Raw genomic sequence first — 24,063 nt, forward strand, 5'->3', positions numbered from 1 at the left:
ACTCTGGGAGCATGATTCCCCCTGAGTCTTTTTTCTTTATTTTCTTTCAAAAACGAGAACTGGATTCCGTGCGGCCTTTGTTTCATCCATACGTTTGACAACCGTTGTATGCGGCGCTTCCTGCACCACTTCAGGATTCTCTTCTGCTTCTTTCGCTATCTGAATCATTGCTTCGATGAATGCATCAAGTGTTTCTTTTGATTCTGTTTCAGTCGGTTCAATCATGATACATTCCTCTACATTGAGCGGGAAGTAGATCGTTGGCGGATGGTAGCCGAAATCAAGTAATCGTTTGGCAATATCCAGTGTCCGCACACCTAATTTTTTCTGACGTTTACCTGAAAGGACAAATTCATGCTTACAGTGACGATCAAACGGCAAATCATAATGAGCACTTAAGCGGCGCATCATATAGTTCGCATTTAACACGGCATTATCGGTTACAGCCTTTAAGCCGTCTGGCCCCATAGAGCGGATGTACGCATAAGCTCTGACGTTAATGCCAAAGTTGCCATAGAATGGCTTCACGCGCCCAATTGATTCTGGACGGTCATGATCAAAGTAAAAACGGCCTTCCTTCTTCACAAGCAACGGCTTTGGCAAATAAGGAATTAATTCCTTTTTAACGCCAACAGGACCTGAGCCAGGACCTCCGCCTCCGTGCGGGCCTGTAAAGGTTTTGTGAAGATTTAAGTGGACAACGTCAAATCCCATATCTCCTGGTCTTGCTCTGCTTAAAACAGCGTTCAAGTTGGCTCCGTCATAATAAAGCTTACCGCCAGCTTCATGAACGATTTCAGCCATTTCTAAAATATTTTCTTCAAAGAGGCCGAGTGTATTCGGGTTTGTAAGCATTAAAGCAGCTGTTTCTTCATTAACAACGCGGCGTAAATCTTCTAAATCAACAAGCCCGTTTTCGTCAGATGCGACGGTAATGGTTTCAAATCCAGCGACTGTCGCAGATGCCGGGTTCGTTCCATGAGCAGAATCAGGCACAATGACTTTTGTACGCTGATGATCTCCCCTTGCTTCATGATACGCACGGATCATCATGAGTCCCGTCCACTCGCCGTGTGCTCCTGCCGCAGGCTGTAATGTCACAGCGTCCATTCCCGTAATTTCTTCAAGATGTTCACCTAGATCGTATAGTAATTCTAATGCACCTTGCACAGTGTCTGCCTCTTGTAGCGGATGAACCTGCGAGAACCCCGCAAGGCGTGCAACCTTTTCATTAATCTTTGGATTATATTTCATCGTGCATGAGCCAAGAGGATAAAATCCGGAATCAACCCCATGATTGCGTCTTGATAATGCTGTATAATGACGCATAATATCAAGCTCAGATACTTCAGGAAGCTCAGCATCCTCATCACGGATGTACGTCTCATCAAATAAAGACGGGATCTCCTGTTCAGGTACATCTAAATCAGGCAGGCTGTACCCTATTCTTCCTTCTTTAGATAATTCAAAAATAAGCGGCTGATCTTGTTTATTCATGGCGATCCCCCATTTCCTTGATAAACGTATCAATTTCTTCTTTTGTTCTTAGCTCTGTCACGGCTACAAGCATGTGCTGCTGAAGCTCTGGGTAGTCTAGCCCCAAGTCGTAGCCGCCGATGATTCCTTTTTCAAGCAATCGTTTATTGGCTTCTTTCACAGGCTCCTGTAACTTGATCACAAATTCATTAAAATGAGCCCCTTCTACATCCGCCTGCAGTCCATATTTTTCTGCCTGCGTCTTGGCATAATGGGCTTTTTGCACGTTTTGATAGGCGATATCTTTTATGCCTGTTTTCCCTAGTGCCGTCATGGCAACAGAAGCAGCTAATGCATTTAATGCTTGGTTTGAGCAAATATTTGACGTCGCTTTATCTCTTCGAATGTGCTGCTCACGCGCTTGAAGGGTCAGAACAAATCCACGAACACCATTTTCATCTTCTGTCTGCCCGACTAAACGACCTGGCACTTTTCTCATCAACTTTTTCGTCACAGCAAAATATCCGCAGTGAGGTCCGCCAAATGCAGCCGGGATGCCAAACGGCTGCGCATCACCAACGACAATATCTGCCCCGAGTTTTCCAGGCGGCGTCAATAGTCCGAGTGCGAGGGGATTGCTAGAGACAATGAATAGGCTTTTTCCTTTATGTGCAATGGGTTCAATGTCTTTTAACGGCTCGACTACACCAAAAAAGTTTGGATATTGCACGAGAACTGCTGCTGTATCATCGCAGACCGCTTTTTCCAATGCAGCTAGATCTGTCTGCCCTTTTTTCGCAGGCACTTCAACAACTTCAATGTTTTGTCCTTTGGCGTATGTTTTCAGCACCGCTCTTGATTCAGGGTGAACCGTTTCAGAAACAACCACTTTTTTCTTCTTTGTGTGTCCCGCAGCGAGCATTGCCGCTTCAGCCAGTGCCGTCCCGCCATCATACATCGAGGAGTTGGCAAGATCCATACCAGTCAGCTCAGCAATCATTGTTTGAAATTCAAAGATCGCTTGCAATTCACCTTGCGAAATCTCCGGCTGATAAGGTGTATACGCTGTATAAAATTCAGAGCGTGAGATCACATGATCGACAATGACAGGCTGGTAATGATCATATACACCTGCACCAAGAAACGATGCATAGGAAACTGTATCCTTATTCTTTGCAGCTAGTCGGGATAATTCCCTGACAAGCGCTGTTTCAGATGCGGCTTCTTTGATGTTGTATGCTCCTTTGAATCTAACTTTCTCTGGGATATCTGAAAAAAGCTCATCAATCGACTGAACGCCGATGACATCCAGCATTTCTTTTTGATCTTGCTCTGTTTGCGGCAAATACCTGTGCTTCATCCTCTATTCCCCCTCGTTATTTGGCTCTTTTATAAAATGGTGTTGCGACGATTTTGGCTTTTAGACGTTTTTTGCGAACTTGTACTTCCACCTCTGATCCAAGCTCCGCCTCTGAGGTTTCGATCAAAGCAAGCCCGACATTTTTCTTTAATGTTGGGGATTGAGTGCCCGTTGTGACAATCCCAACCTGCTTTTCTCCTGAAAAGACTGGATAATCTGTACGCGGAATCCCTTTATCAATCATTTCAATGCCGACAAGCTTTCGCTTCAGTCCCTCTTCTTTTTGTTTTTTAAGTGCTGCTTTTCCGATAAAATCAGCTTCTTTATCCGTTTTGACAGCAAAACCAATGCCGCCTTCTAATGGAGAGATATCCTTTGTCAGCTCCTGGCCATAAAGCGGAAGTCTTGCTTCAAATCTTAAGGTGTCACGTGCACCGAGTCCGCATGGAATGAGTCCTTTCGGCTGCCCCGCTTCTAATAAAGCGGACCAAAGGTGGACCGCATCTTCTGACTGGCAGTAGATTTCAAAGCCATCTTCCCCTGTGTAGCCTGTTCTGGAAACGAGCACTTCTTTATTTGCGACCTCAGCTTTTGATAAAAATGTAAATGGCTTAAGCGATGTCACCTCTTCACCCGCCACCTCTTTGATGATGTCAGCTGCAAGAGGTCCTTGAAGCGCTAGCAAGGCGGTTTGATCAGACATATTTTTGATCAATACATCATCCTTCTCTTGGTGCTTCAAAAGCCAATCCACGTCTTTATCGATATTTGATGCATTGATGACAAGCAAATAGTGATTCTTTTCTTTTTGGTAGACGAGCAGGTCATCTACCGTTCCGCCATCTTCATAACACATGGCTGTATATAGTGCTTTACCGTCTGTCAGCTTAGACACATCATTGGTTAATAACCTTTGTAAAAATGGAAGGGCATCTTGACCTTTGACGTCCACCTCACCCATGTGAGACACATCAAAAAGCCCTGCTTTTGTTCGAACAGCTTCATGTTCTTCTTTAATGGAAGAAAATTGGACAGGTAATTCCCAGCCCCCGAAGTCAATGGTTTTTGCGCCAAACGTTTCATACGCATGAAAAAGCGGTGTTCGTTTCAACATCAATCGTTTCCCCCTTTTTTCTCACAGTGCAAATGCAAGCTGAATTTTCAGAAAAAAATCACAGCAAAAAAGGACAGAGCGCTCCCTTTTATCAAAAAGAAGTCTCTGTCCTTGCACCTGAAAGTTTACAGCACAATATCATTGTGCGTTTTCCCCTTTGGTGGTTTGCTAAAACCCTTAAGCAAACACTCTCCAGAGTTGCGTCCGGTAAGAGTACTTTTGCCTGAGAGATTCACTGAATCATTCAGCTTGCTCCTTCGGCGCCTGCCAGTGCAAAATAACCGCCAAGTCTCTCCCCATACCATCATCCGCTCATATTTTTCACATTTATTGGACATACTATCAAAATGGGTGACTTATTTTCTAGATCACTTATCAACATCCTACCATTAGAAATGGATGAAGAGCAACAGAAAAATCATTAACATTTTTAAAATAACCCTTCGATATCGTTCGCTTTTATTCATATATCTAGTCTTTTAGAGACCTCCAAAAAAATGAAGCGTTTAAAAACAGAACAATTTTATCAGATCCTACTAGAAAGAAAGGCAGGCGACCACATTGAATATTCAAACGATTTTTGATCAGGAATGGGCAAATGAATTTCAGCAGCGGCTTTCAGCAGACGGCCCTTGGGCAAACTGGGATATGTATCGTTTAGCGACGCAGGTTCAAAAAGTCACAGCCATTGATTCATTCGAGGGACTGCAAGCTCCCGCGCACCTGCCTGCATTCACACCTTTAAAGCACCAGCTCGAAGTAGCCAGAAGAGTCGTAGAAGAAATGAATGGGAAAGCCATTCTAGCAGATGAAGTGGGACTTGGAAAAACCGTAGAAGCAGGACTCATTATCAAAGAATACATGATTCGTGGACTTGCCAAAAAGATTCTCATTCTCGTCCCCGCCTCCCTTGTGTCTCAGTGGGTACAGGAGCTGCGGACGAAATTTTATATTGATGCTGTTGAACAAAAAAAGAGCTATGTGTGGGAGCAGTGTGACGTTGTCGTTTCCTCTATTGACACAGCCAAAAGACAGCCGCATCGAGACACGATTTTATCGATTGCCTACGATATGGTCATTATCGATGAAGCACACAAACTGAAAAACAATAAAACGAAAAACTATGAATTTGTGAGAAACCTGAATAAGAAGTTCTGCCTGCTGCTGACAGCCACTCCTATTCAAAACCGGATTGGAGAAATATTTAATCTTGTTTCCCTTCTGAAGCCAGGCCACCTAGGAAATGAACATCAATTTAAAGATATCTTTGCCAAAAAAGACTTGCAGCTTGAAGACCATGACCGATTAAAACAGCTCGTCAATAAAGTGATGATTCGAAACCGAAGACAAGACACAGGCATCGAGTGGACAAAACGGCATGTCAAAACGATTTCCATTGATTTCTCTCCGACAGAACAAGCCTTGTATAATGAAATCTGCAAGCTGAAAGAGAATCCTTCTTATACAAAGCATATGTTTTCCATTATGACCTTGGAACGAGAATGCTGTTCAAGCCGTGAAGCAGTTTATATGACGATTAAAAAAATGCAGGAAGAAGAAAAGCATATTCTCGGATCTTCTGCTATAACGCAAATCATGGAGAAAATCAATCAAGTGGAGCAAAACTCAAAGGCGCTTGAAGTGGTCAAACTCATTCAGCAGTTAAATGAGAAGGTCATTATTTTCACCGAATACCGCGCGACACAAATTTATTTACAATGGTTTCTACAGCAAAATGGCATCAGCTCCGTGCCATTTCGGGGCGGCTTTAAGCGGGGCAAAAAAGATTGGATGAAAGATTTATTCAGAGAACGGGCGCAAGTGTTAATTGCGACAGAAGCTGGCGGCGAAGGGATCAACCTTCAGTTTTGTAACCAAATCATTAACTACGACCTCCCGTGGAACCCGATGCGTTTAGAACAGAGAATTGGACGTATCCACCGCCTTGGCCAAGAGCGAGATGTCCACATTTACAATATGGCAACGAGCGGAACAGTTGAAGAGCATATTTTAAAGCTTTTATATGAAAAAATTCAGCTGTTTGAAAACGTCATAGGCGATTTAGATGATATTTTAACAAGAATTGATATTAAAGATGTCGAAACAGAATTGCATCAAATCCTCTTCCAGCATGAACCAGGCGGAGACATGAAAAAGAAATTAACCCAGTTTGCTTCTTATTTAACTGAAGCACAAACACCACTTTTAGAAAAAAGACAGCAAGGCTCATAAAGGAGAGTTGATCAATGGAGCAGCATGACATTCACACCTTTCTTCTCCGTTTTTTCAAGGCGAATCAATGCAGCATATTAGAAGAAAGTGCAGGACATATGACCGTACAGCTGACAATTGAAATGGATAAATTGATTATGAACCGTCCTTTTTATTGGCACTGGCTTGAAAAAACTGGCGGTGTACCTGAACCGCGGCAATTGACTTTGATCACAGATCAAAAAAAAGCGGGTGATACGATCAGTGGTGAATTTATCCATTTCGGCTCCCCCCGGTTATTTCAAATATTTGAGGCGGTCAAAGAGCAGGGCCGTTTTATCCGGCTTTATGAACGAGTTAGCCCGCTCACGAACAACCAGATCGCCCTGGAGCCATGGCTTGGTCTCAATGTAAAAATTTCTTACCTTGCAGACCGGAAGAAGGATAAGCTTTTATCATTAGGCCTTCATCTCATTCGCGGAGAAGTCATTGAACAATTTCAAGAGAAGCTGGAAGCTCGTGAGCTGTCGTCTCAAATTCCCGATTATTGCTTTACGATGAGCACAATGATTAAGCCAGAGAGCGGAATCAAACGGCTCTACAGCCTTATGGAGCATTATGCCCATGAGGAGCCGGACGACTGGGCAGTGCGCGCCGTTCAAAAATGGAAGGAAGACTTCGAACTTTTAAACCAATTTTATGAAGGGACTTCAGACACATCTGTAGAATATGAAATAGAAAGACAAGCACTCAAAACTTTATACGAACCAAAAATCAGTCTTACGATTGAAAATGGCGGACTTTTTTACTTACAGCAAAAAAGAGGAGGTTGACTCATGGTCCCCTCCCTTTTATGTGACATACGATTTTCGATCAGTCTAAAGCTAAGTTTGTCTGTTTGTATTGGGCGGAAACATGACGCAAGCAAACTATGAGGTCTTACCACCTATGTCTTTCCATTTCATGCGTTAAGTGCCTGAAATACATGATTCAGTATTTTAGGAGGGTATTTGTATGGAAAAGAAAACGAACAAATTAGACAGTGAATGGGTTCAATTATTACGCGAAGCTCGCAAGGCAGGACTAACAGCTGAAGAAGTCCGTCATTTCCTCAAATCAAATGAAAAGTCCTCTGAGTCTCCCCCTCTGGTAAGAAGTCATTCTATCAAACCTTTCTGAATGTGCTATAATATCGAAAGGAAGGTGATGACATTGATTGGCCAGCGTATTAAACAATACCGCAATGAAAAAGGCTACTCACTATCAGAACTGGCCGAAAAGGCTGGGGTAGCGAAGTCTTATTTAAGCTCAATAGAAAGAAACTTGCAAACAAACCCCTCCATTCAATTTCTTGAAAAAGTCTCCGCTGTTCTGGACGTCTCGGTTCATACACTTTTAAACGAAAAAGATGAAACCGAATACGATGGTCAATTAGATAGTGAATGGGAAAAACTAGTTCGAGATGCAATGACATCAGGGGTTTCGAAAAAGCAATTTCGTGAATTTTTAGATTATCAAATCTGGAGAAAAAAGCAAGAAGAGGAGTAAAGCGCACGTTTTAGCGCATACTCCTCCAATTGCTATGCAGACCTTGATATCAGCCTAAAGACTGGCTTTATTTTTTATCTTCGCTGTGTGCTTTTTCGTTTTCTTTCACGTAGCCTTTTTCATCCGTATGCTTTTTTGGATTGATCGTTAAACCATTCCACTGAGTCGCTTCGAAGGAAAGATCAATTTGAATCGCATCGCCTTGGTATTTATTTTGGATATAGTGACCAGCTTTATCCTTCGTCTGGTCATTGATAAATTCAATGATCATTTCCATTTTATCGTAATCAAACGGATTCTTTGGAATGCCGTCATACTCTGGAGCCACTGTTCCATCAACAGTTGCTACATTAATTTTCCCACTTTCATGTAAAAACTTCTCATCGACGGCATGACGAAGCTTTTCAAATGCGGTCTGATCCTGTTTTGACGTTAATTGATGCAAGTCAAGCAGGTTTGCATGGTCTAAAATAATATTTTTCGGATAACCATTTCCACCTTCGGCTCCAACCGTAAGAACACTCACCTGAAACTGGCTGAGAAATTCTTCAGCTGTATTTTTACCGCCATTCTTCGCGGAAGATCCATCTGTAAACTGGCTGTAATCAAGACTCATCAGCACTTGGTTTATCGCTAGTGATCCCTTATTATCAAAATGAAATTCTTTCTTGATCCGATCACCAGGTTTTAAGTTCGAAAGGTTGATGGCGCCGGAGTTCTCTTTAGCAGATAAATCCAGCTCTCCTGTCGAGTAGACCGCGTTTGCCTTTTCAATATCATTAAACGCCGCCCATGTTCCCCCGCCAATTAATGCAAGACCTAAAGCCCCTGATAATACACCTAAACGAATTGATTTCTTCATTGCCATGAATAAACCCCCTAATATATTGTTTTATTGAAACCTGATTAGGTTACAAACGATTTAAGCTTGTTCCTCTGAGATATGTACATCAGCCGTGTGTCTACGATGTTTTGCTGCGCCCACAAAATGAATGGTTGAATAAACGAGCAGCATGACACCTGGTATAATAAGGAGCAAAGCAGTTCCAGCTGATGTCCCTGCATACGAAAGAAGCTTTCCTGCATAAGGAATGTTCACTCCCATATACTGCGCAGTTACCTGATCCGCTTTTACCAGCGTACCGTCCTGATACATATTATTGTCACCCTTCGTCTCAAACGCTTTATTTGCACCCTTTCCCTTCACCCCAACAATTCGGTGGGTCACAAAGGACTGATCCTGCTTTGTTTGAAACGTAATAATATCTCCTTTTTTGAGCGTCTCAGGTGAGGCGACCTGTTTTACAACAATCAGTGACCCAGCTGAAAATTCTGGTTCCATCGAACCTGATAATACTTGCTTCAATTGATAACCGAAAATCTGAGGTTCTCCTCCTGTTGTTCTTGATGACAACACGACAATAATAGAGGCTATCATCACCGTGAACACCATCACATAAAGAATACTCCCAGACATTTTCATCCATTTTTTCATAACCCCTTCTCCCCTTCGCCTATCATTTTTTCACTTTAAAAGACAGCTCCATTTAGGACGCCTTTTCTTGACACTTTGAGAGCACCATCGGTTTAGACCAAAAGTACGCCTGATCAGATGCGCCAAACCCTTTAGGATAATAGATTTTAAATGCATAGCTTCCATTTGTTTTTGCTTTATCTGTCGTGACAGTCGCTGTTTCTTGCGACAACAGGGACTTTATGGAGCCCTTTTCAAGAATATGACCATCTTGTAATGGCTTCTGACCATTTCCTATTTTATGTAATTCCCACTTCCATTCAGAGTACGCAATAGGCTGTCCACTATTTTTTAGTGTCATGCTCAGCTTTTGAGGTGCGCAGACTGTTCCTTCGATCATCGTTTGATCGATAAGCTCCAATTGACTTTCATCCCATTTTTTAGGCTGACAATGCTGATCTGTCTGTTCAAAATTTTCACATGTTTTCATGACAAAGTTTTTGTGCTCAACATCGTTAAAAGAAGCATTCGTTGGTGTCATGATGGAAGACGTCAAAATCAAACAAATGGCACAAAAGAGTACAAAGAGCGACTGTTTCATTCATTCCTTCAACTCCTTGAACAACTGTTCTTTAAAAAGAACGATTATATACAGTATAAGGAAATACCTATAAAACCCAAAACGTCAAATTAGTCCATTTTGTTCTTAAACAAGAACCATTACGAGAAAATTCTCCCATTTTCTCATTTTTTCACCATATTCAATATTTTTTTGTGTGACATTTGTACTTCTTAAAACTTACATAAAAATGTAGGATTTGGTCAGGATATGAAGAGGTGAGGTGATGTTAAGTGAAATATGGAAAAATCATAATCATGCTCAGTTTACTGCTGAGTTCTATGATTCTAGAGGTCAAACCCGTTGATGCGAGAGGTTTGACTGCCGCCGCAGATCAATGGGAAACGCGGGCAGTCAAAGAAGCAAAAAAAAGATACCCGCTAACGCAAGTATTATTTAAACAAAAAGTATGGGACCGCCACCGGGATAAGGAATCTGTGAAACAGTATCATATTACGTTAAAAGACCATACAAAGGAATTTGGGGTATTCGTCACCATTTCCTATAACCCTTACTCAAACAAGGTGAATAAAGTGATTGTTGTGGAGGAATACAGCTAAAGTGGCATAAAAAAACCGCCTGCTGGGCGGCTTTTTACTTTCGTCGATGGCGCTGGCGTTCTTTAAGCATCATGGATAAGCCAAACGGCAGAACCCCAAATAAACGCTGTGAAAACGGCGGTTTCGTTTCTATTTTTTCTTGTTTGTGTTCCTTCCGTTCGTCACGTGGTGTATTCATATATTTAATGATTTCCTGCGTCATATATTTTACATAGTCATTTGTTTTCAAGCACATTCACCTCTTCTTCCTTCAAGTCTTTCCAGGAAGAGGATGATTTTATACACTGGCTAATCAGGATTTGCCCATCTCATGATTTCACCGGTCTTCCAATCCAGCATCAGTTCACGCTCATCGGATAAACCATCTTTTGTTTTCACCTTCACCAAAACAAGGACAAGTTTTTTCTTATGATCGCATTTCATCCGCTTCAGTGTCACACGGCCTTCTTCAGTATCAATATGGGTTTTCTGTTTCGCACAAATACGTTCTACTGTGCTGGCAGCTTCACTCACACCCACCCTAAAAAGCTGCTGTTTTTTATAAAAGGAAATCGTCAGCTCTGCACTTTTCAGTTCTTTTTGAAACCCCATCGTTATCGCCCCTAGGATCAAGAGAAAAAATAAAATCGCCGCAAGTACATGCGGATAGATAAAACCTTCCTCTCTTTTCACGATTTACGAACCACTCCTTTATATGTGAAAAAAACGGCTTCATACACTTTACCAGATCCATCTGTGACTTTCAGGATGGCTCTATGCTGACTCGTTCTCACGTGAAATTGTTTCACCTTATGCAATAAAGGAAGATGCCCAGCTTGATCCGTTCGTTTTCGAAGCATCTCTTGATATGGCTCAATTGTTACCACTCGCCCCTGATCAGAAATATACTCTAACGCTTTTCCACCTTTCACCGATTTGACAGCATCTGCACGACTTAATTCCTCATCTAATTGCAGGACAGTCTGTTTCCACTCCATTTGGGAAAATCCGTTGATGTCTTCAAATGGACGAGCTTTCTCCGCTGCTGAAAAGATCAGTCCACAGCCAAAAGAAAGAAATAGAAAGAGCTGCAACTGCCACAAAGCTTGTAAAAGGGTAAAAGCTTTGTCATCGCTCCACATGCTGAAAGCATATGGTCTCTTTTTTTTGTACTTTGTATGAAACACATCCCTTCTGTTTACGCCAATTGAAAACATATGTGATCTCGCCTCTCTTCTTTTTGATGGAAGATGTTGTCCCATTTATGAACGCTTCATTCATCTGTTCATGTAAAACCTGATAAGCTTCAAGCTTGGCTCTCACTTCCTTTTTCCCCATCATGAGTTTTTCATAGGCTGGCATGAGCACTAGAGCAGCAAATAGAAAGAGATGACAGGCAAACAGTGTTTCAAACGTACTAAATCCTCTATTGTTTTTGAACATGGATTCGCCCGCTTCCTAAATAAATCGTCAGTTTATACGATTGACTGCCAAATTCGACAATGAAAGATCCACCGCTGCTTGGATGTCCGTTTGCATTAAAATAGATACCTTGCGAGAATGTAGAAGTTTTGATGCTGCCCTTTTTATGTTGATATGAAGCAATGACTTCGTTACTCTTTTGATCTATTACCTGATAAGATACATGCGACGGATGGATCCCAACATGTACACGTGTTTTTTTGATAAATGCAGTATATGATGCCAATTGAAGATCTTGTTTCATGATGTTTACTTGTCTTTTGGCTTCAGCGCTCTCTATTATATTTGGGATTTTCCCTCCCACGATCGACAATAAAATTGATAAAACAAGTAAAATCAACAGCTGTTCAATCAGGGTAAAACCCTTCTCATGTAAAAATAATTTATTCATGCTTCACGTTGCCGTTTTGAATGACAATCGCTTTTCCATTAGGACAAGTTAATCCCTTTTTGACATAACCTTCTTTTTCTAATTCAGCTAAAGATGGCGTCTTCCCATCATGCTCCAATTCATATGCCATCACTTGTGTGCTGACCATTGATTTAAGCCCTTCACAGCCCTTTGCCTGAATAGCTTGGTGATGACGTGTGATATTCGGTATGGTAATGAGTAAAAGAATGGATATTACGAGCATAACTATTAACATTTCTAACAGGGTAAATCCTTTATCATTCATATCTCTGTCCTCCTTCTTACACTTGCTCCATTAGTTGATACATTGGTAAAAGAATAGATAAATACACGATGAGTATAAGAAGTGCTGTTACCCCATAAATAACTGGCTGCAGCCAAGAAATCCATTTTTCAATTTTTAGCTCTGCATTCTCTAATAGAAATTGGCTGTAAGTGTACATTTCTCTCGCAAGCATTCCGCTGGCTTCACCATGCTTGATAATGGCTGCAAAATGTTTTTCGAAAAAAGGAGACACGCTTACTTGATGGGCCATGCTTTCTCCTTTTCTTAACTCTTCCATCATTTGTTCACCTATTTCTTGAAGAAAAGGCAGGTAGCTTTGCTGTTTAAAAGCTTGCAAACCTTCGTACATCGATAATCCAGCTTGAAGCAGTCCGCTGAGCTGAAGAGAAAAAAGGTACGTATGCATCAGCTGCATCCCTTTATATAAAAAAGGCAGCTTACTCATCACCCTCAATTTCTCAAGGGTCGACTTTTTCCTAAAAAAAACAGCATAATATCCAATAAGACAGATACACAGACAACTAGTGATGAGCAGAAAAGCATGAAGGAATTGAAATAGTCCAAACATCCCTTGAATCAGCCAAGACATGCGGGTATCCATTGATGAGTACAAAACAGAAAATTGAGGAATGATCATTTGCTGAACGAGTACCAGCACGACCAAAACCGTGAAGATAAGGAAAAGCGGGTAACGTAACATACGTTTAAACGTATCTAACTGTTTGATTTTTTTCTCTAAAAAACTGGCGCTTTGTTCTAAAGCACGGGCTAGACTGCCATGCTTCTCAGAAAAACATAGTATAGCGATGACTTCCCGCTGAAAATGGAGTCTCTCCAGCACTACATAAAAAGGCTCGCCTTCGTGAAGCCACTGAATACCTAGTTTTAATTGCTGCCGCTGTTGTTTTGATAACTGAATATTCACCATCACTAATGCCTCAATCAATGTATATCCAGCCTGAATCAACTGAGCTAGTTTTGATAGGCATTCAGCTTGGTCCTTTTTAGACCATACTTTAGAGACTCGCTTCTTCATAAACCCAGCGATGATAAGTGTTTTTTGATAAATAGCCGAGTGCCACTCCTTTACGAATTAATCTTTGCAGTGTTTCATATGACGAGTGAGCATATTCTCCTTTAGCCTCCTTGATACACTCACCAAGCTCTTTTCCGAACAGCAGTTCAAATACATTTGTTCGTCTGATCGGTCGATTTAATTTACAGTAAAGCTGACATCTTTCTCCGCAAAAAGGACAGGTGAGCTCGATTAATCGCTGCGCAGCAATCGCAACCATCGTTTGCTCAAGTTCATTCATCGTGACACCAAATTCAAGCATGCGGTAAAGGGCTCCTTTTGCATTTTTTGCATGGAGCGTACTCAATACTAAATGGCCTGTCAGTGCTGCTCTAATCGCCGTTCTGGCCGTTTCAGCATCTCTTATTTCTCCTAGCACAATCACATCTGGATCATGTCTTAATATAGCGCGTAATCCAGCGGCATACGTGATGCCGGCTTTTTCATTCACTTGAACCTGCAGCACTTCTTCATTCCTTGTTTCGACAGGATCTTCAAGGGTAATAATATTTCGGTTAAAATTCTTTTTTGCAAACTGGATCAGTGAATATAGTGTTGTTGTTTTCCCTGAATTGGTTGGCCCAGTAAATAAAATGAGTCCATGCGAGTGGTTTAAAAAGGATAATAATCTGGCTGAGGCTTTCGGAAATAATGATAGATGTTTTATTTTCGGAACATGATCCTGCGGTAAAATTCTAATCACCAAGCTCTCATCATTCACTGTCGGCAAGGTAGACATCCGAATAAATACTTGACCTTTTCTTAGCATCACAGCTAGTGAGCCATTTTGCGGCCTCCTTTTTTCCCCGATATCCATAGAAGATAAAAACTTAAAATGTGCAATAAGCCGCTCTCCGCTTTTTTTATCAATCGTTCGCTGCTGGATTAAATCTGAATCAACACGAAATGACACCGAAGCTTCCTTTTCTTTTGGCACAATATGCACATCAGAAGCCCTCATGCGGCATGCTTCTTCTAGCAGCTCTTGTCTTAAATATTCAATCCCATACAAGTGGATCACTCCTTTCTCTGATCACATTGTAGAATGGCGGAACGTGAATGACAAAAGAGAAATTTATGATTTTCATGACTAATAAATGATGAAAACCCTCAACTCACGATGCATTACATCATTTTTTAGAAAAGAGCATATAAAAAAACCTGACTTTTACAAGTACAGGTTTTTTGGTCATGATGTGGCTTCTTGCGGCTGCTCTTCAAAGATACGAAATCCTCTTTTTTCTAAAGCTTTTGCAAGGCTGTGTTCTGTATTTACTTTTGAGAAATCAATGCCGAGTTTCACTACAGTTTGAGCGATCTCTGGGCGGATGCCTGAAATAATCGTCTCAATTCCTAGCAGCTTCGCACTATCGACCACTTTAAACAGCTGATAGGCCACCATCGTATCAACAACGGGAACACCAGAAATATCAATAAATAAATGCGTTAGACGCAGTCTTGAAGCCTGTTCTAGTACGGATTCCAGAATGATTTTGGCCCGGTACGTATCGATTTCTCCGATCAGTGGCAAAATCCCGATTTCCTTTGATACTGGAATAACAGGGGCACTCAGTTCTTGAATCATCTCTCTTTGTGCATTGAGCTGACTGAGTGTCACCCGGTCATATTCTTCTGATAAACGCTCAATCATATCATCAAATGTGGCGTGAAAGTGCTGATTCCACTGACACACATCTTGCAGCGTCACTTCAAGCTCTGTTACTTGGGTGAATGTCTCAATCCTCGAACAGAAAATGTGGCGGAAGATCTTAAATTGTCCAATGATTTCATATAACGGCACCTCGTGCACTGCTCGATCACGAGCAATATCAACAGACCACTTTTTCAAATGGTTTTCTACTTTGTCTGACAGTGTCACAAGTGTTGCTGCAATGGTTTGAATAAACGCTGTGTTCTGTTCCTTCAGCTTCTTTTCCGTTTCCTCTGAAGCATGTTTAGAATATAATGAGCCTTCTTCTGTTCTTGTCTTTAGCCATTCTTCGGTCATGACAGGGGCTTCTTTTAGGATAAATTCGTATAATTGCTTTGATTTTTCATTTTTCATTTACTTCTTTCGCTCCTTTTTCACTTCAAACTCGTGACATACAACTTTTATGTATAAATGACCGTAGATGGTGAACAATATCATTACACGTTTGATATTGGGCTATAGCCAAGTGGTAAGGCAATGGACTTTGACTCCGTGATCGTTGGTTCGAACCCAGCTAGCCCAGTTCAGCACAAAAACGAAGACGGCTGAAGCTTGTTTCAGCTGATCTTCGTTTTTTATTAGGAAACCGATTGATGAATCGCCTTCTTTTTTGATATTTTCATGAGTTCTCCGGGATTATAGCCGACCACTAATTTATTCCCATCAATGATGATTGGTCTCCGTAGTAGTTTTGGTTTTTCAATGAGAAGCTGCAAAACCTCGTTTACTTTTAAGTCATTAATATTTAAATTTAAGCTTTTAAAAGCCTGACTTCGTGTGGCTAAAATTTCATCCATTCCTTCTGTTGTTAAAGAAAGAATCTTTTTTAATTCATCTAGAGTTGGCGTTTCTCTGAAAAGGTGACGCTCTTTAAAATCAATTTGATTCGCCTTTAACCAATGTTTTGTTTTGCGGCAAGACGTGCAGCTCGGGTATGAATAAAAAGTAATGTCACTCATTAGTCTTCCTCCTTAGGTCGTTAACCTTTTCTCTTATGGAGTAAGTACCCTCATGTATTTCGCCATAAACACTTTTTCTTCACTTTTTCAAAAAAATTTTTTCTACATTCGAAATAAATTGTTCACACGTTGTCAAAAATGTAAATGTTTACATAACAAGTGGTGATCAGCTATAATATGAATCAAAGGGGTTTTTTAAGGGGAGGGAAAGAAATGAATCGCATGTTCCGCGTGCTTGGCTTTTGGACGGGTATTTTTGCTGTCATGTTCTATTTAGGACATATGAAAGATGCATCGCTGCTGTTCTTCGGTCAAACCGTTCTTTTTGTATTTTTATCCTACTTGAATTTATCCGAAAGAATGTATATTTACATTTTCGGAGCGTACTTGACGATTTTCTTTGCCGGATTTACATATTATTCGATTTTCATCATGGTTCCCGGTACCGGACATTAATTGAAAAAAGCATCTCTTTTAAAGAGATGCTTTTTTCATGCCTGCAATTAAAGAGAAAAACCATTAATAAATGGATTTTGCTCCTGCTCCGTCAGCACAGTCGTTTCCCCGCCATGTCCGCTTAAAACAAGAGTTGATTCTGGCAATGACAATAATTTTTGATGGATTGATTGTAGCAGCACTTCCTGACTGCCGCCTACTAAATCTGTTCTCCCGATGCCGCCTTCAAATAGCGTGTCACCAGAAATAACAAAGCCCTCTTCCGCCGAATAGTAAGACACACTGCCTGGTGAATGCCCTGGTGTATGGAACATTTCTAATGTAAACGATCCAATTTGAAGCGTTCCTTCTGACGTAATCAATTTTTCAGCTTCTTTGACCGTAATTCCATTCCCAATCAATCGAGCTGAACCGTTTAATTCAGCGTTCGTGAGCCATTCTTTTTCATTTTCGTGTACATACAGCGGCACTCCCCACTCTTCGCGCACCTCATCTGCCGCGCCAATATGATCAAAGTGAGCATGTGTCAATAAGACAGCAAGTGGTGTAAGCTGTTTTTCTTTTACATAGGAAATCAGCTTTTGCGCTTCACCGCCTGGATCAAAAATTAAGCATTCTCCCTGCTCATTTTTCCAAATATATGCGTTCGCTTGTACATAGCCTAGTGGCATTCTTCTCCAATTCATTTTCATCACCTACTTTATTCATTCTTTTTTATTATGAAGGCTATTCAATAAAAATTCAAACAATCGTCAACTGGAATCTACTCGACAAGCTTTATGAAAACGGTTAAAATGAAAAGAAAGGAAATCAAGGGGATTGATGACAAAGGGGGACTTTCACATGATGCTCGTCATTATTTTTGGTCTAGTCACGATTTTAGCTGCGCTCGGTATCTATCGCTCACTAAAAAAAGTGAATGTACTTGCCATCGCTTTTGCAGGCGCTACATTTTTGGTTTTTGGATGGTTCACTGTCATGACCATCATCTATAGCGGTTATCCAACTGCACATTAAAAAGCCTGCATATAGCAGGCTTTCAGACTGTTGACAAAGGGCTAAAATGATCTTGATTTTAGCCCTTTGTCTTCTTTTCAGCGTGATAGAAAGCCCTTGCAGCCCTAGGAAGAACGAGTAACGGAGCGGAGCGAATATGACATTCGTGAGCACCGGAACGAAGGACTGACAAAGAATGCGAAGGTTTGTCTACACGCTAAAAGCCTGCATTTAGCAGGCTTTTTTTATTGATTTAAATGCTTATTCACGCTTTCTAATTTGCTTGTAAGTGTTGTGGTTTGATCCCGTCTGTCATCGATGCGAATATTGGTCGCTACTCGGTGCAATCCCTTTTCAAAAGGGGCTTCATGAATGCGCTGAATGACCTCAAATAAAACGGATAATTCGCCTTCAATTAACGTATTCATCGGTGTTAATTGATATTTGATTTTTCCTTCTTGTTGAAAGCCTTCTAAAATTCTTTGTACATCTGCTACATAAGCACTGACACTTGGTGTTTCAGTGCCTATCGGAATGATGGTGACGTCTGCTATAGCCATCGTTTTTCCCCTTTCCATTAAATTCTCATGTTTTCTCGTCCTCATTGTAACCTATCCTCATTCAATCATGCCATGCTTACGTTGCGTTTACGGCAGATTTGTCTCGTTCTATCGTCAACTCCGCTCTCTCTACCTTCCCGATCTTTGTAAACAGAAGCAGGCATATACCTGAAACAGCTTCAATGATGCCGCCAGCCGCAATGACATACCCAGATCCAAACAGGGTTGCCATATAACCGCCAATGAGGGCGCCTAACGGAATCATCAAGTAGGAAATCATGTTGATGATCGCATACACTTGCGGCTGATCCTCTGCCTTTACTGACAATTGAATCATCGTATGTTCGGGTACGTTAACTGCACTAATGGCTGCTCCTAAAGCAAAAGCTGATATAAACACAAGTGGTAACAATGCGTTCATACCTGTGATGAAGAAGGCGATTCCATCAACAATCCCAGCACCTATAAACAGCAATCCATACCGATTCACTTTTATCTTTGTCAAAACAAACCCCATCAAAAATGCGCCTAGTGCGGTTGTGACTTTGATGAATGAATAGACGACAGGTCCACTATGTAAGTCTTCCGTTAAATAAATAACAGACAATGCTTCCCATGGTGCCGCAGCAAAGTTTGAACAGACACAAAAAATCGCTAATGGAAACAAAATATGATGGCTTCTCACAAGTGAAAAACCTCGAATTAATCTTTTGCCGTAAGATAACCCTTTTTTGGCTTTATCGATGATGACTTCTGTTTGATATGAAATCATGACCACCAATAAAGCGGACAAAAGGTAAAGAGGAATGATCACAAGCATTGTATAACCTACGCCTACAAATGCAATCATGACACCACAAATCGTGACCGTCACAAGTCTTACTACATGACTTGCTGATTGGATCGTTGCATTCGCTTTTTGTATGAGGTCCTCATGAACAAGCTTTGGGATAATCGATACAGATGCCGGTTCATAGGAGCCTCCTGTCGCCGAATGCAGCAGCATACAGCCAATGATGAGGAATAATGGTGTGAAACCATAAAAGTAACTAACCACGATCACAAGGATAATCGCTCCTCGTGTTAAATCAGCAAAACACATCCAAAATTTCAATTGATGCGGCTTCATCATAGGCGTAATAAATGGTCCAACAATCGCTTGAGGAACAAAGCTGACTGCAATAAAAAAAGCTGTCCCTATGGCCCCTTTCCCTCCTAGTACTAAAAGCCACAAGATGGTGTTGAAAGATAAACTATCAGCCGTAATTTTGCACATTTTAGAAACAAATAAATAAGTAAAATTTCTTTTCCACAGGCTTTGAGCACTCAATAGTCGACATCTCCCTAAATCATATCCTTTTTTTTACATCCATATCTTTCACAATAGCTTACTAGGAAGCCTTCGTCAATTGCTTCAACATTGTTTTTATTGACCATAAGCAATTGATTTTCTCAAAATATGAAAAAGCACCAGACAGGTGCTTTTAACATTTACACGCTTCCCACAAAAGCCGCTTTGTTTTTTCATAGATCGAATCAAATTGATCCATGGAAAGAGGATTTTTCCCTAGACCAAGCTCGACTGTATAGCCCTCACTATGAAATTGATAAATAAACCAATCACGATAGCCTGCATAGCTGTCGAGATATTGGATCGGTTTGTAGCCGCTCACGAGTTCGAAGCGTTTGACCGTTTCTTTTGAGATGGCTGGCTCATGGCCAAGAAACCCCCAATAGATCTCTTCTCCTTGTGTATGAAGGGCGATCAGCCGGTCAAATCGTTTTCGCAACGCAAGATTGGCCATCGCTTTCGCTTCTGGTTCTGTTAATGGCTCGCGCCCAGGATAATCCCGGTAGGACGGTGCCTTCGACTGATGACGATAGTACTCGATCTCCCAATAAGCAGGGAATTGATTGTTTAAATCCACCCCTCGAATATTTGCTTTCCATTCCCGGTAATCGGAATATCCCTCGTTTAGCAGTGTGAATTCTTCACGATGAAGACCTAGTGACTCCGGTCCATTACGAACCAAATCCACTCCATCTGGATTGACCATTGGCACGATGGATAAAGCGGTGGTCTGCAGGATATGAACCGCTTCATAATGTCTTGCCTGAACCGGATCTGACGCTGCTAAGCAAAGCGATTTCAACCATTTTAATAAAACAGACGTCGTGATCCATTCATTTGCATGAAAAGAGGCATTGAGATGAATAGAATGTAAATGCTGAACAGGCTCTGTTCGGATCTCATAAATAGGTGTATCAAGCACTGAATGGCCAATAACACTGATATGAAGAAAAGGAAATACGGCTTTCAAGCGGCTCAGCTCTTCTTCTAATCGAGCGCTATCATATTCAAATGTTCCATTAATCCAATCATCTGATTGCTGCAGTCTGTAAGGTGCAATAAATCTCTGCACATCACCTATCGATTCAAATACATGGACTCCTTCTGGAAGTCTATATCCCGGTAAAAGAAGGTTATCAGTGCTTGATTGATTAGATAAATGAAAAGCTGCTTTGCCAATACCAAGCTGCTTTGCCACAGCATCCCTCCCTGCTTCATCCAGCTGCCATTCAATTTTTCCAAACGACGTTGTCTTCATTTACATCCCTCCTCTCATACTATATGAGCCGTCAGACAAAAAAAGAAAACCTCTGCTTCTAAAATAGCAGAGGTTTTTTCATCTATTAGGACGCCTTTTTCAGCTCCGTTTCACCTTCTTTTTTGGATGGTGAATGGTCCGGGCTGTTTCGATCATAAAATCTAAGGAGATCTCCGTAGATGATTTGATCAGAGAATTGAAGCTCCTGCTTCGCTTTCTCTTCATAAGACTGACACACATTTTTATCATCTGCTGGCTCGCCTGTCTCTTTATTGTAGCAAACACCATCTGTAAAAATGCTGTCCTTCGTAATAAAGCTTCCATCACGGAGTACTGTAAAGTCATTCGTATCTTTTGATAAAAGGTCATGACCAAATTGAATTTGTTTACTTGTATCAATCCCTAGAAGATTGAGTACAGTTGGACGGATATCGACCTGACCGCCTACCGTATCAATTTCTTTTGGATGTTGATCCGTTACCCCTGGAATGTGTACAACAAACGGGACTTTTTGAAGCTGCACTTCTTCAAATGGCGTAATCTCTTTATTTAAGAATTGTCCCATGGCTTCGTTATGGTTTTCAGAAATTCCGTAGTGATCCCCATACAAAACAAAAATGGAGTTATCGTATAACCCAGCTTCCTTCATCTTTTTAAAGAAAAGCTTAAGGGCTTCATCTTGATAACGCACTGTAGGGAAGTACTTGTTCAGTGTTTTGCTCTTTGAATCATATTCATCAATGAGCTTATCTTCCTCATCTAAATCAAAAGGGAAATGGTTCGTTAATGTAATCAATCTCGTATAGAAAGGCTGCGGGATCGATTTCATTAATTCAGCGGACTGCTCAAAGAACGGACCATCTTTCAATCCCCAGCCAACTGAGTTTTCTTCATTCACATCAAATGATTTAATATCAAAGAACTTATCGTAGCCAAAGCTATCGTAGATAAGGTCACGGTTCCAGAAGCTTTTGTTATTCGCATGAATAACAGAAGAGTGGTAGCCCTCATCCTTTAACAGCTCAGGTGTCGCTGTAAACTCATTACTTGGATTTGTGAAGAACACAGCCCCTCTTCCAAGTGGATAAAGAGAATTATCTACAATAAACTCTGAATCAGATGTTTTCCCTTGACCTGTTTGGTGATAAAAATTAGTAAAGTTATAGCTCTTCTTGATCAATTTGTTTAAAAACGGAGTAATTTCTTTCCCGTTTAATTTTTCATTGATCACGAAACTCTGTGTCGATTCAAGTGATACAAGAATGACATTTCGTCCTTTTGCTTGACCAAATGTCTTTTCATTTCGGTCCGTTTGATTTGCGCTTACATAGTTTTCAATTTCAGTTAAGCTATTGCTGTCAGCAAGAGCTCGCTGGGCGGACTGCTTCGATTGCAATACCCCATCATAAATATGGAAGTTATATAAGCTGATATTTTTCACCAGCATCTCACGGTCAAATGAGCGAGTAAGCAGTTCTGGTCTTTCTGTTTCAGCTAAACCAAGGTTAAAGAAAAATGTAGCTACCACAAATAAGTAATATGCTGCTCGTTCTTTTCGTGAAACGGTGACATCTGTTCTAAAGGAAGGCTGTTTTTTATAGAGCCAAATTAAAATGATGATATCAACAAACATCAGTAAATCGACTGGTTCAATTAAAGAGGTAATACTGGACCCGAGGTCACCCATATTGTTTGTTTGAAATAGGACGGGGATGGTTAGAAAATCACTATAGAATCGATAAAACACAATGTTGGCTAACAAAACGAATGTTAGGATAAAGCTTGTCACGATGATATATCGATTGCGATTTTTTTCTTTGAAAAATAAACCGATACCGAAGATAAACAAGAGAAAGCTAAGCGGATTAATAAACAGGATAAACTCCTGCATGAAATTTTCAATTTTAATATTGAAGCTAGATTTATAGATAACATAGGTTTTGACCCACATCAGCAATGTCGCAATCAGTAAAAATGAAATCGCCTTTAATCTATTCTTTCGCATTGTAACCTCCTTATGCTAAGCGCGCACCCAGGCTCTGGATATACCCTAATTATTGGTGCTTCTAGAAAAATAACTAAAGTATATCTTATCCTGTATATGATGGAAAATCAATGTCTTTTTCCTCATGACAAACTTATGAATATGCTAAACATCCAATTTCATGCCTATCTATCGCTTTTTTTAATAAAAATGACATCATTATGACTTTTTTGTTCAAGACAGCCATTTGGTTTTTGCCATCCATGCCCCGCCGATAACACCCGCATCGTTTCCGAGGGATGCAATTACCACTTCAACATCGTCAGCGCAAGGCGGGAAAGCATGTTGTTTCACAATGCGCTCTACTTTACTGCGAAGAAGCTCACCTGCTTTTGAAACACCGCCGCCAATTACAATTTTTGTTGGGTTTAAAGCACTAGCAAGATTCGCTAGGACAAGTCCAAGATGTGTCGTCACTTCTTCTACAACACGCATTGCAAGATCATCTCCGTTTTCTGCCGCTTCAAATACATTCTTTGCCGATAGCGAAGCGAGCTTGCCAAGTGAAGATGTATGCTGCTCGGTTTCTAATTTATCCTTTGCAATCCGGACGATGCCAGTTGCAGATGCGATCGTTTCAATACAGCCTGTTCTTCCGCAGTTACACGGTGCACCTTGAAATGGAACAGCACAAATATGGCCAATTTCTCCGCCAGCTCCTGTTTCCCCTTGAACAACTTCACCGTTGACGATGATGCCGCCGCCAACCCCTGTTCCAAGTGTGACCATCAGGATATTTTTTGCGCCATCGCCTGCCCCCTTCCACATTTCACCGAGTGCAGCAATATTCGCATCATTTTCAATGACAGATGGAAGTCCCGTCTCTGCCTCTAGGTGATCTTTCAAGGGGTAGTTTGTCCAGCCCAGATTCGTTGTTTTATAGACGATGCCAGATACCTTATCTACAGGTCCAGGTGCACCCATTCCGATCCCAATAAGTGCTGATTTCGGCATACTGATCTCAACCAGTTTATGGTCAATTGATTTGGCAATATCGACTGTGATCGTCTGCCCGGATTTATCCGTAGGAATCTCCCACTTATGCTGAATTTCACCATATAGATTAATGAACGCAAGCTTAATTGTCGTACCGCCAAGATCAATACCTACAAACCAATCCCCTGTCATATGC

General features: G+C 41.1%; 29 protein-coding genes, 1 tRNA gene and 1 riboswitch. Of the genes, 8 read left to right on the forward strand and 22 right to left on the reverse strand.

Going from position 1 to position 24,063, the window contains the following annotated elements; all coding sequences use genetic code 11:
* Positions 1 to 36 precede the first annotated feature (36 nt).
* From gcvPB to gcvT, 3 genes are read right to left on the reverse strand one after another with little or no spacing between them, the layout of a single operon-like run.
* The gene (gene gcvPB / locus NSS80_RS12330) at positions 37 to 1,497 is read right to left on the reverse strand and encodes an aminomethyl-transferring glycine dehydrogenase subunit GcvPB (RefSeq protein WP_135032088.1); all 1,461 of its coding nucleotides are present in this window, start codon (positions 1,495 to 1,497) and stop codon (positions 37 to 39) included.
* Positions 1,490 to 2,836 (reverse strand): aminomethyl-transferring glycine dehydrogenase subunit GcvPA, encoded by a 1,347-nt coding sequence (gene gcvPA / locus NSS80_RS12335; protein ID WP_317221940.1) that lies wholly within the window; start codon positions 2,834 to 2,836, stop codon positions 1,490 to 1,492. Before gcvPA ends, gcvPB begins: the two co-directional genes overlap by 8 nt.
* Positions 2,837 to 2,852: 16 nt before the next feature.
* The gene (gcvT, locus tag NSS80_RS12340; protein WP_024427995.1) at positions 2,853 to 3,950 is read right to left on the reverse strand and encodes a glycine cleavage system aminomethyltransferase GcvT; all 1,098 of its coding nucleotides are present in this window, start codon (positions 3,948 to 3,950) and stop codon (positions 2,853 to 2,855) included.
* A gap of 201 nt (positions 3,951 to 4,151) precedes the next feature.
* Positions 4,152 to 4,258: riboswitch (glycine riboswitch) on the reverse strand.
* Positions 4,259 to 4,511: 253 nt separating this feature from the next.
* On the opposite strand from gcvT, the gene NSS80_RS12345 reads away from it, so the two are divergent.
* From NSS80_RS12345 to sinR, 4 genes are all read left to right on the forward strand, one after another.
* Entirely contained in the window at positions 4,512 to 6,182 is a 1,671-nt protein-coding gene (locus NSS80_RS12345; protein ID WP_317221939.1) for an SNF2-related protein, read from the forward strand.
* Positions 6,183 to 6,196: 14 nt separating this feature from the next.
* Positions 6,197 to 6,994, forward strand: a complete 798-nt coding sequence (locus tag NSS80_RS12350; protein WP_024427993.1) for a YqhG family protein — start codon at positions 6,197 to 6,199, stop codon at positions 6,992 to 6,994.
* Positions 6,995 to 7,175: 181 nt separating this feature from the next.
* Positions 7,176 to 7,340: an anti-repressor SinI family protein gene (locus tag NSS80_RS12355; protein WP_317221938.1), complete on the forward strand. Its 165-nt coding sequence runs from the start codon at positions 7,176 to 7,178 to the stop codon at positions 7,338 to 7,340.
* A 33-nt stretch (positions 7,341 to 7,373) separates the two neighbouring features.
* Positions 7,374 to 7,709, forward strand: a complete 336-nt coding sequence (sinR, locus tag NSS80_RS12360; RefSeq protein WP_024422969.1) for a transcriptional regulator SinR — start codon at positions 7,374 to 7,376, stop codon at positions 7,707 to 7,709.
* Positions 7,710 to 7,776: 67 nt separating this feature from the next.
* Here the strand turns inward: sinR and NSS80_RS12365 are convergent, their stop codons facing one another.
* Genes NSS80_RS12365 through tapA form a run of 3 tightly spaced genes read right to left on the reverse strand, consistent with a single transcriptional unit; the run spans position 7,777 to position 9,784 of the window.
* The gene (locus NSS80_RS12365) at positions 7,777 to 8,577 is read right to left on the reverse strand and encodes a TasA family protein (protein ID WP_024422970.1); all 801 of its coding nucleotides are present in this window, start codon (positions 8,575 to 8,577) and stop codon (positions 7,777 to 7,779) included.
* Between the two features lie 54 nt (positions 8,578 to 8,631).
* On the reverse strand, positions 8,632 to 9,204 hold the full coding sequence (locus NSS80_RS12370) for a signal peptidase I (protein WP_024422971.1): 573 nt from the start codon (positions 9,202 to 9,204) through the stop codon (positions 8,632 to 8,634).
* Between the two features lie 52 nt (positions 9,205 to 9,256).
* The gene (gene tapA / locus NSS80_RS12375; protein WP_234107214.1) at positions 9,257 to 9,784 is read right to left on the reverse strand and encodes an amyloid fiber anchoring/assembly protein TapA; all 528 of its coding nucleotides are present in this window, start codon (positions 9,782 to 9,784) and stop codon (positions 9,257 to 9,259) included.
* 299 nt (positions 9,785 to 10,083) lie between these two features.
* On the opposite strand from tapA, the gene NSS80_RS12380 reads away from it, so the two are divergent.
* Positions 10,084 to 10,362, forward strand: coding sequence for a DUF3889 domain-containing protein (locus tag NSS80_RS12380; protein ID WP_171464609.1), 279 nt, complete (start codon positions 10,084 to 10,086; stop codon positions 10,360 to 10,362).
* A 34-nt stretch (positions 10,363 to 10,396) separates the two neighbouring features.
* Here NSS80_RS12380 and NSS80_RS12385 read toward each other — a convergent pair whose 3' ends face one another.
* The 9 genes from NSS80_RS12385 to NSS80_RS12425 form a co-directional block, all read right to left on the reverse strand.
* Positions 10,397 to 10,591: a YqzE family protein gene (locus tag NSS80_RS12385; protein WP_056767455.1), complete on the reverse strand. Its 195-nt coding sequence runs from the start codon at positions 10,589 to 10,591 to the stop codon at positions 10,397 to 10,399.
* A 59-nt stretch (positions 10,592 to 10,650) separates the two neighbouring features.
* Positions 10,651 to 11,034, reverse strand: a complete 384-nt coding sequence (gene comGG / locus NSS80_RS12390) for a competence type IV pilus minor pilin ComGG (RefSeq protein ID WP_268415633.1) — start codon at positions 11,032 to 11,034, stop codon at positions 10,651 to 10,653.
* Entirely contained in the window at positions 11,031 to 11,483 is a 453-nt protein-coding gene (comGF, locus tag NSS80_RS12395; RefSeq protein WP_025092975.1) for a competence type IV pilus minor pilin ComGF, read from the reverse strand. Before comGF ends, comGG begins: the two co-directional genes overlap by 4 nt.
* Positions 11,470 to 11,784: a competence type IV pilus minor pilin ComGE gene (gene comGE / locus NSS80_RS12400; protein ID WP_087978326.1), complete on the reverse strand. Its 315-nt coding sequence runs from the start codon at positions 11,782 to 11,784 to the stop codon at positions 11,470 to 11,472. The genes comGF and comGE overlap by 14 nt, the downstream gene beginning before the upstream one ends.
* Positions 11,768 to 12,214, reverse strand: a complete 447-nt coding sequence (gene comGD / locus NSS80_RS12405) for a competence type IV pilus minor pilin ComGD (RefSeq protein WP_268437366.1) — start codon at positions 12,212 to 12,214, stop codon at positions 11,768 to 11,770. The genes comGE and comGD overlap by 17 nt, the downstream gene beginning before the upstream one ends.
* Positions 12,207 to 12,500, reverse strand: coding sequence for a competence type IV pilus major pilin ComGC (comGC, locus tag NSS80_RS12410; RefSeq protein WP_024422977.1), 294 nt, complete (start codon positions 12,498 to 12,500; stop codon positions 12,207 to 12,209). The genes comGD and comGC overlap by 8 nt, the downstream gene beginning before the upstream one ends.
* 16 nt (positions 12,501 to 12,516) lie before the next feature.
* Positions 12,517 to 13,557: a competence type IV pilus assembly protein ComGB gene (gene comGB / locus NSS80_RS12415; RefSeq protein WP_024427986.1), complete on the reverse strand. Its 1,041-nt coding sequence runs from the start codon at positions 13,555 to 13,557 to the stop codon at positions 12,517 to 12,519.
* Positions 13,538 to 14,608 (reverse strand): competence type IV pilus ATPase ComGA, encoded by a 1,071-nt coding sequence (comGA, locus tag NSS80_RS12420; protein ID WP_025092972.1) that lies wholly within the window; start codon positions 14,606 to 14,608, stop codon positions 13,538 to 13,540. The genes comGB and comGA overlap by 20 nt, the downstream gene beginning before the upstream one ends.
* A gap of 177 nt (positions 14,609 to 14,785) precedes the next feature.
* Positions 14,786 to 15,661 carry an STAS domain-containing protein gene (locus NSS80_RS12425; protein ID WP_317221936.1) on the reverse strand — a complete coding sequence of 292 codons (876 nt, stop codon included), beginning with the start codon at positions 15,659 to 15,661 and terminating at the stop codon, positions 14,786 to 14,788.
* A gap of 98 nt (positions 15,662 to 15,759) precedes the next feature.
* On the opposite strand from NSS80_RS12425, the gene NSS80_RS12430 reads away from it, so the two are divergent.
* Positions 15,760 to 15,830, forward strand: a tRNA-Gln gene (locus tag NSS80_RS12430).
* 55 nt (positions 15,831 to 15,885) lie between these two features.
* Here NSS80_RS12430 and NSS80_RS12435 read toward each other — a convergent pair.
* Entirely contained in the window at positions 15,886 to 16,266 is a 381-nt protein-coding gene (locus NSS80_RS12435) for a Spx/MgsR family RNA polymerase-binding regulatory protein (protein ID WP_007501232.1), read from the reverse strand.
* A 213-nt stretch (positions 16,267 to 16,479) separates the two neighbouring features.
* Between NSS80_RS12435 and NSS80_RS12440 the strand changes: the two genes are divergently transcribed.
* On the forward strand, positions 16,480 to 16,722 hold the full coding sequence (locus NSS80_RS12440; protein WP_003217440.1) for a DUF2626 domain-containing protein: 243 nt from the start codon (positions 16,480 to 16,482) through the stop codon (positions 16,720 to 16,722).
* A gap of 47 nt (positions 16,723 to 16,769) precedes the next feature.
* Here NSS80_RS12440 and NSS80_RS12445 read toward each other — a convergent pair whose 3' ends face one another.
* Positions 16,770 to 17,408, reverse strand: a complete 639-nt coding sequence (locus NSS80_RS12445) for an MBL fold metallo-hydrolase (RefSeq protein WP_024422981.1) — start codon at positions 17,406 to 17,408, stop codon at positions 16,770 to 16,772.
* 157 nt (positions 17,409 to 17,565) lie between these two features.
* Between NSS80_RS12445 and NSS80_RS12450 the strand changes: the two genes are divergently transcribed.
* On the forward strand, positions 17,566 to 17,739 hold the full coding sequence (locus tag NSS80_RS12450) for a DUF2759 domain-containing protein (RefSeq protein WP_003217333.1): 174 nt from the start codon (positions 17,566 to 17,568) through the stop codon (positions 17,737 to 17,739).
* A 224-nt stretch (positions 17,740 to 17,963) separates the two neighbouring features.
* Here NSS80_RS12450 and NSS80_RS12455 read toward each other — a convergent pair whose 3' ends face one another.
* From NSS80_RS12455 to NSS80_RS12475, 5 genes are all read right to left on the reverse strand, one after another.
* Positions 17,964 to 18,278 (reverse strand): MTH1187 family thiamine-binding protein, encoded by a 315-nt coding sequence (locus NSS80_RS12455; protein WP_024427984.1) that lies wholly within the window; start codon positions 18,276 to 18,278, stop codon positions 17,964 to 17,966.
* Between the two features lie 76 nt (positions 18,279 to 18,354).
* The gene (locus NSS80_RS12460) at positions 18,355 to 19,608 is read right to left on the reverse strand and encodes an MFS transporter (protein ID WP_041117981.1); all 1,254 of its coding nucleotides are present in this window, start codon (positions 19,606 to 19,608) and stop codon (positions 18,355 to 18,357) included.
* Between the two features lie 154 nt (positions 19,609 to 19,762).
* Positions 19,763 to 20,887 carry a M14 family metallocarboxypeptidase gene (locus tag NSS80_RS12465; RefSeq protein ID WP_034621596.1) on the reverse strand — a complete coding sequence of 375 codons (1,125 nt, stop codon included), beginning with the start codon at positions 20,885 to 20,887 and terminating at the stop codon, positions 19,763 to 19,765.
* A gap of 85 nt (positions 20,888 to 20,972) precedes the next feature.
* Positions 20,973 to 22,892: an LTA synthase family protein gene (locus NSS80_RS12470; RefSeq protein WP_041117983.1), complete on the reverse strand. Its 1,920-nt coding sequence runs from the start codon at positions 22,890 to 22,892 to the stop codon at positions 20,973 to 20,975.
* A 213-nt stretch (positions 22,893 to 23,105) separates the two neighbouring features.
* Positions 23,106 to 24,059, reverse strand: a complete 954-nt coding sequence (locus tag NSS80_RS12475) for an ROK family glucokinase (protein ID WP_025092968.1) — start codon at positions 24,057 to 24,059, stop codon at positions 23,106 to 23,108.
* Positions 24,060 to 24,063: the final 4 nt, after the last annotated feature.

It is taken from the genome of Bacillus sp. FSL M8-0350 (genome assembly GCF_038593345.1).
Lineage (GTDB): Bacteria > Bacillota > Bacilli > Bacillales > Bacillaceae > Bacillus > Bacillus safensis.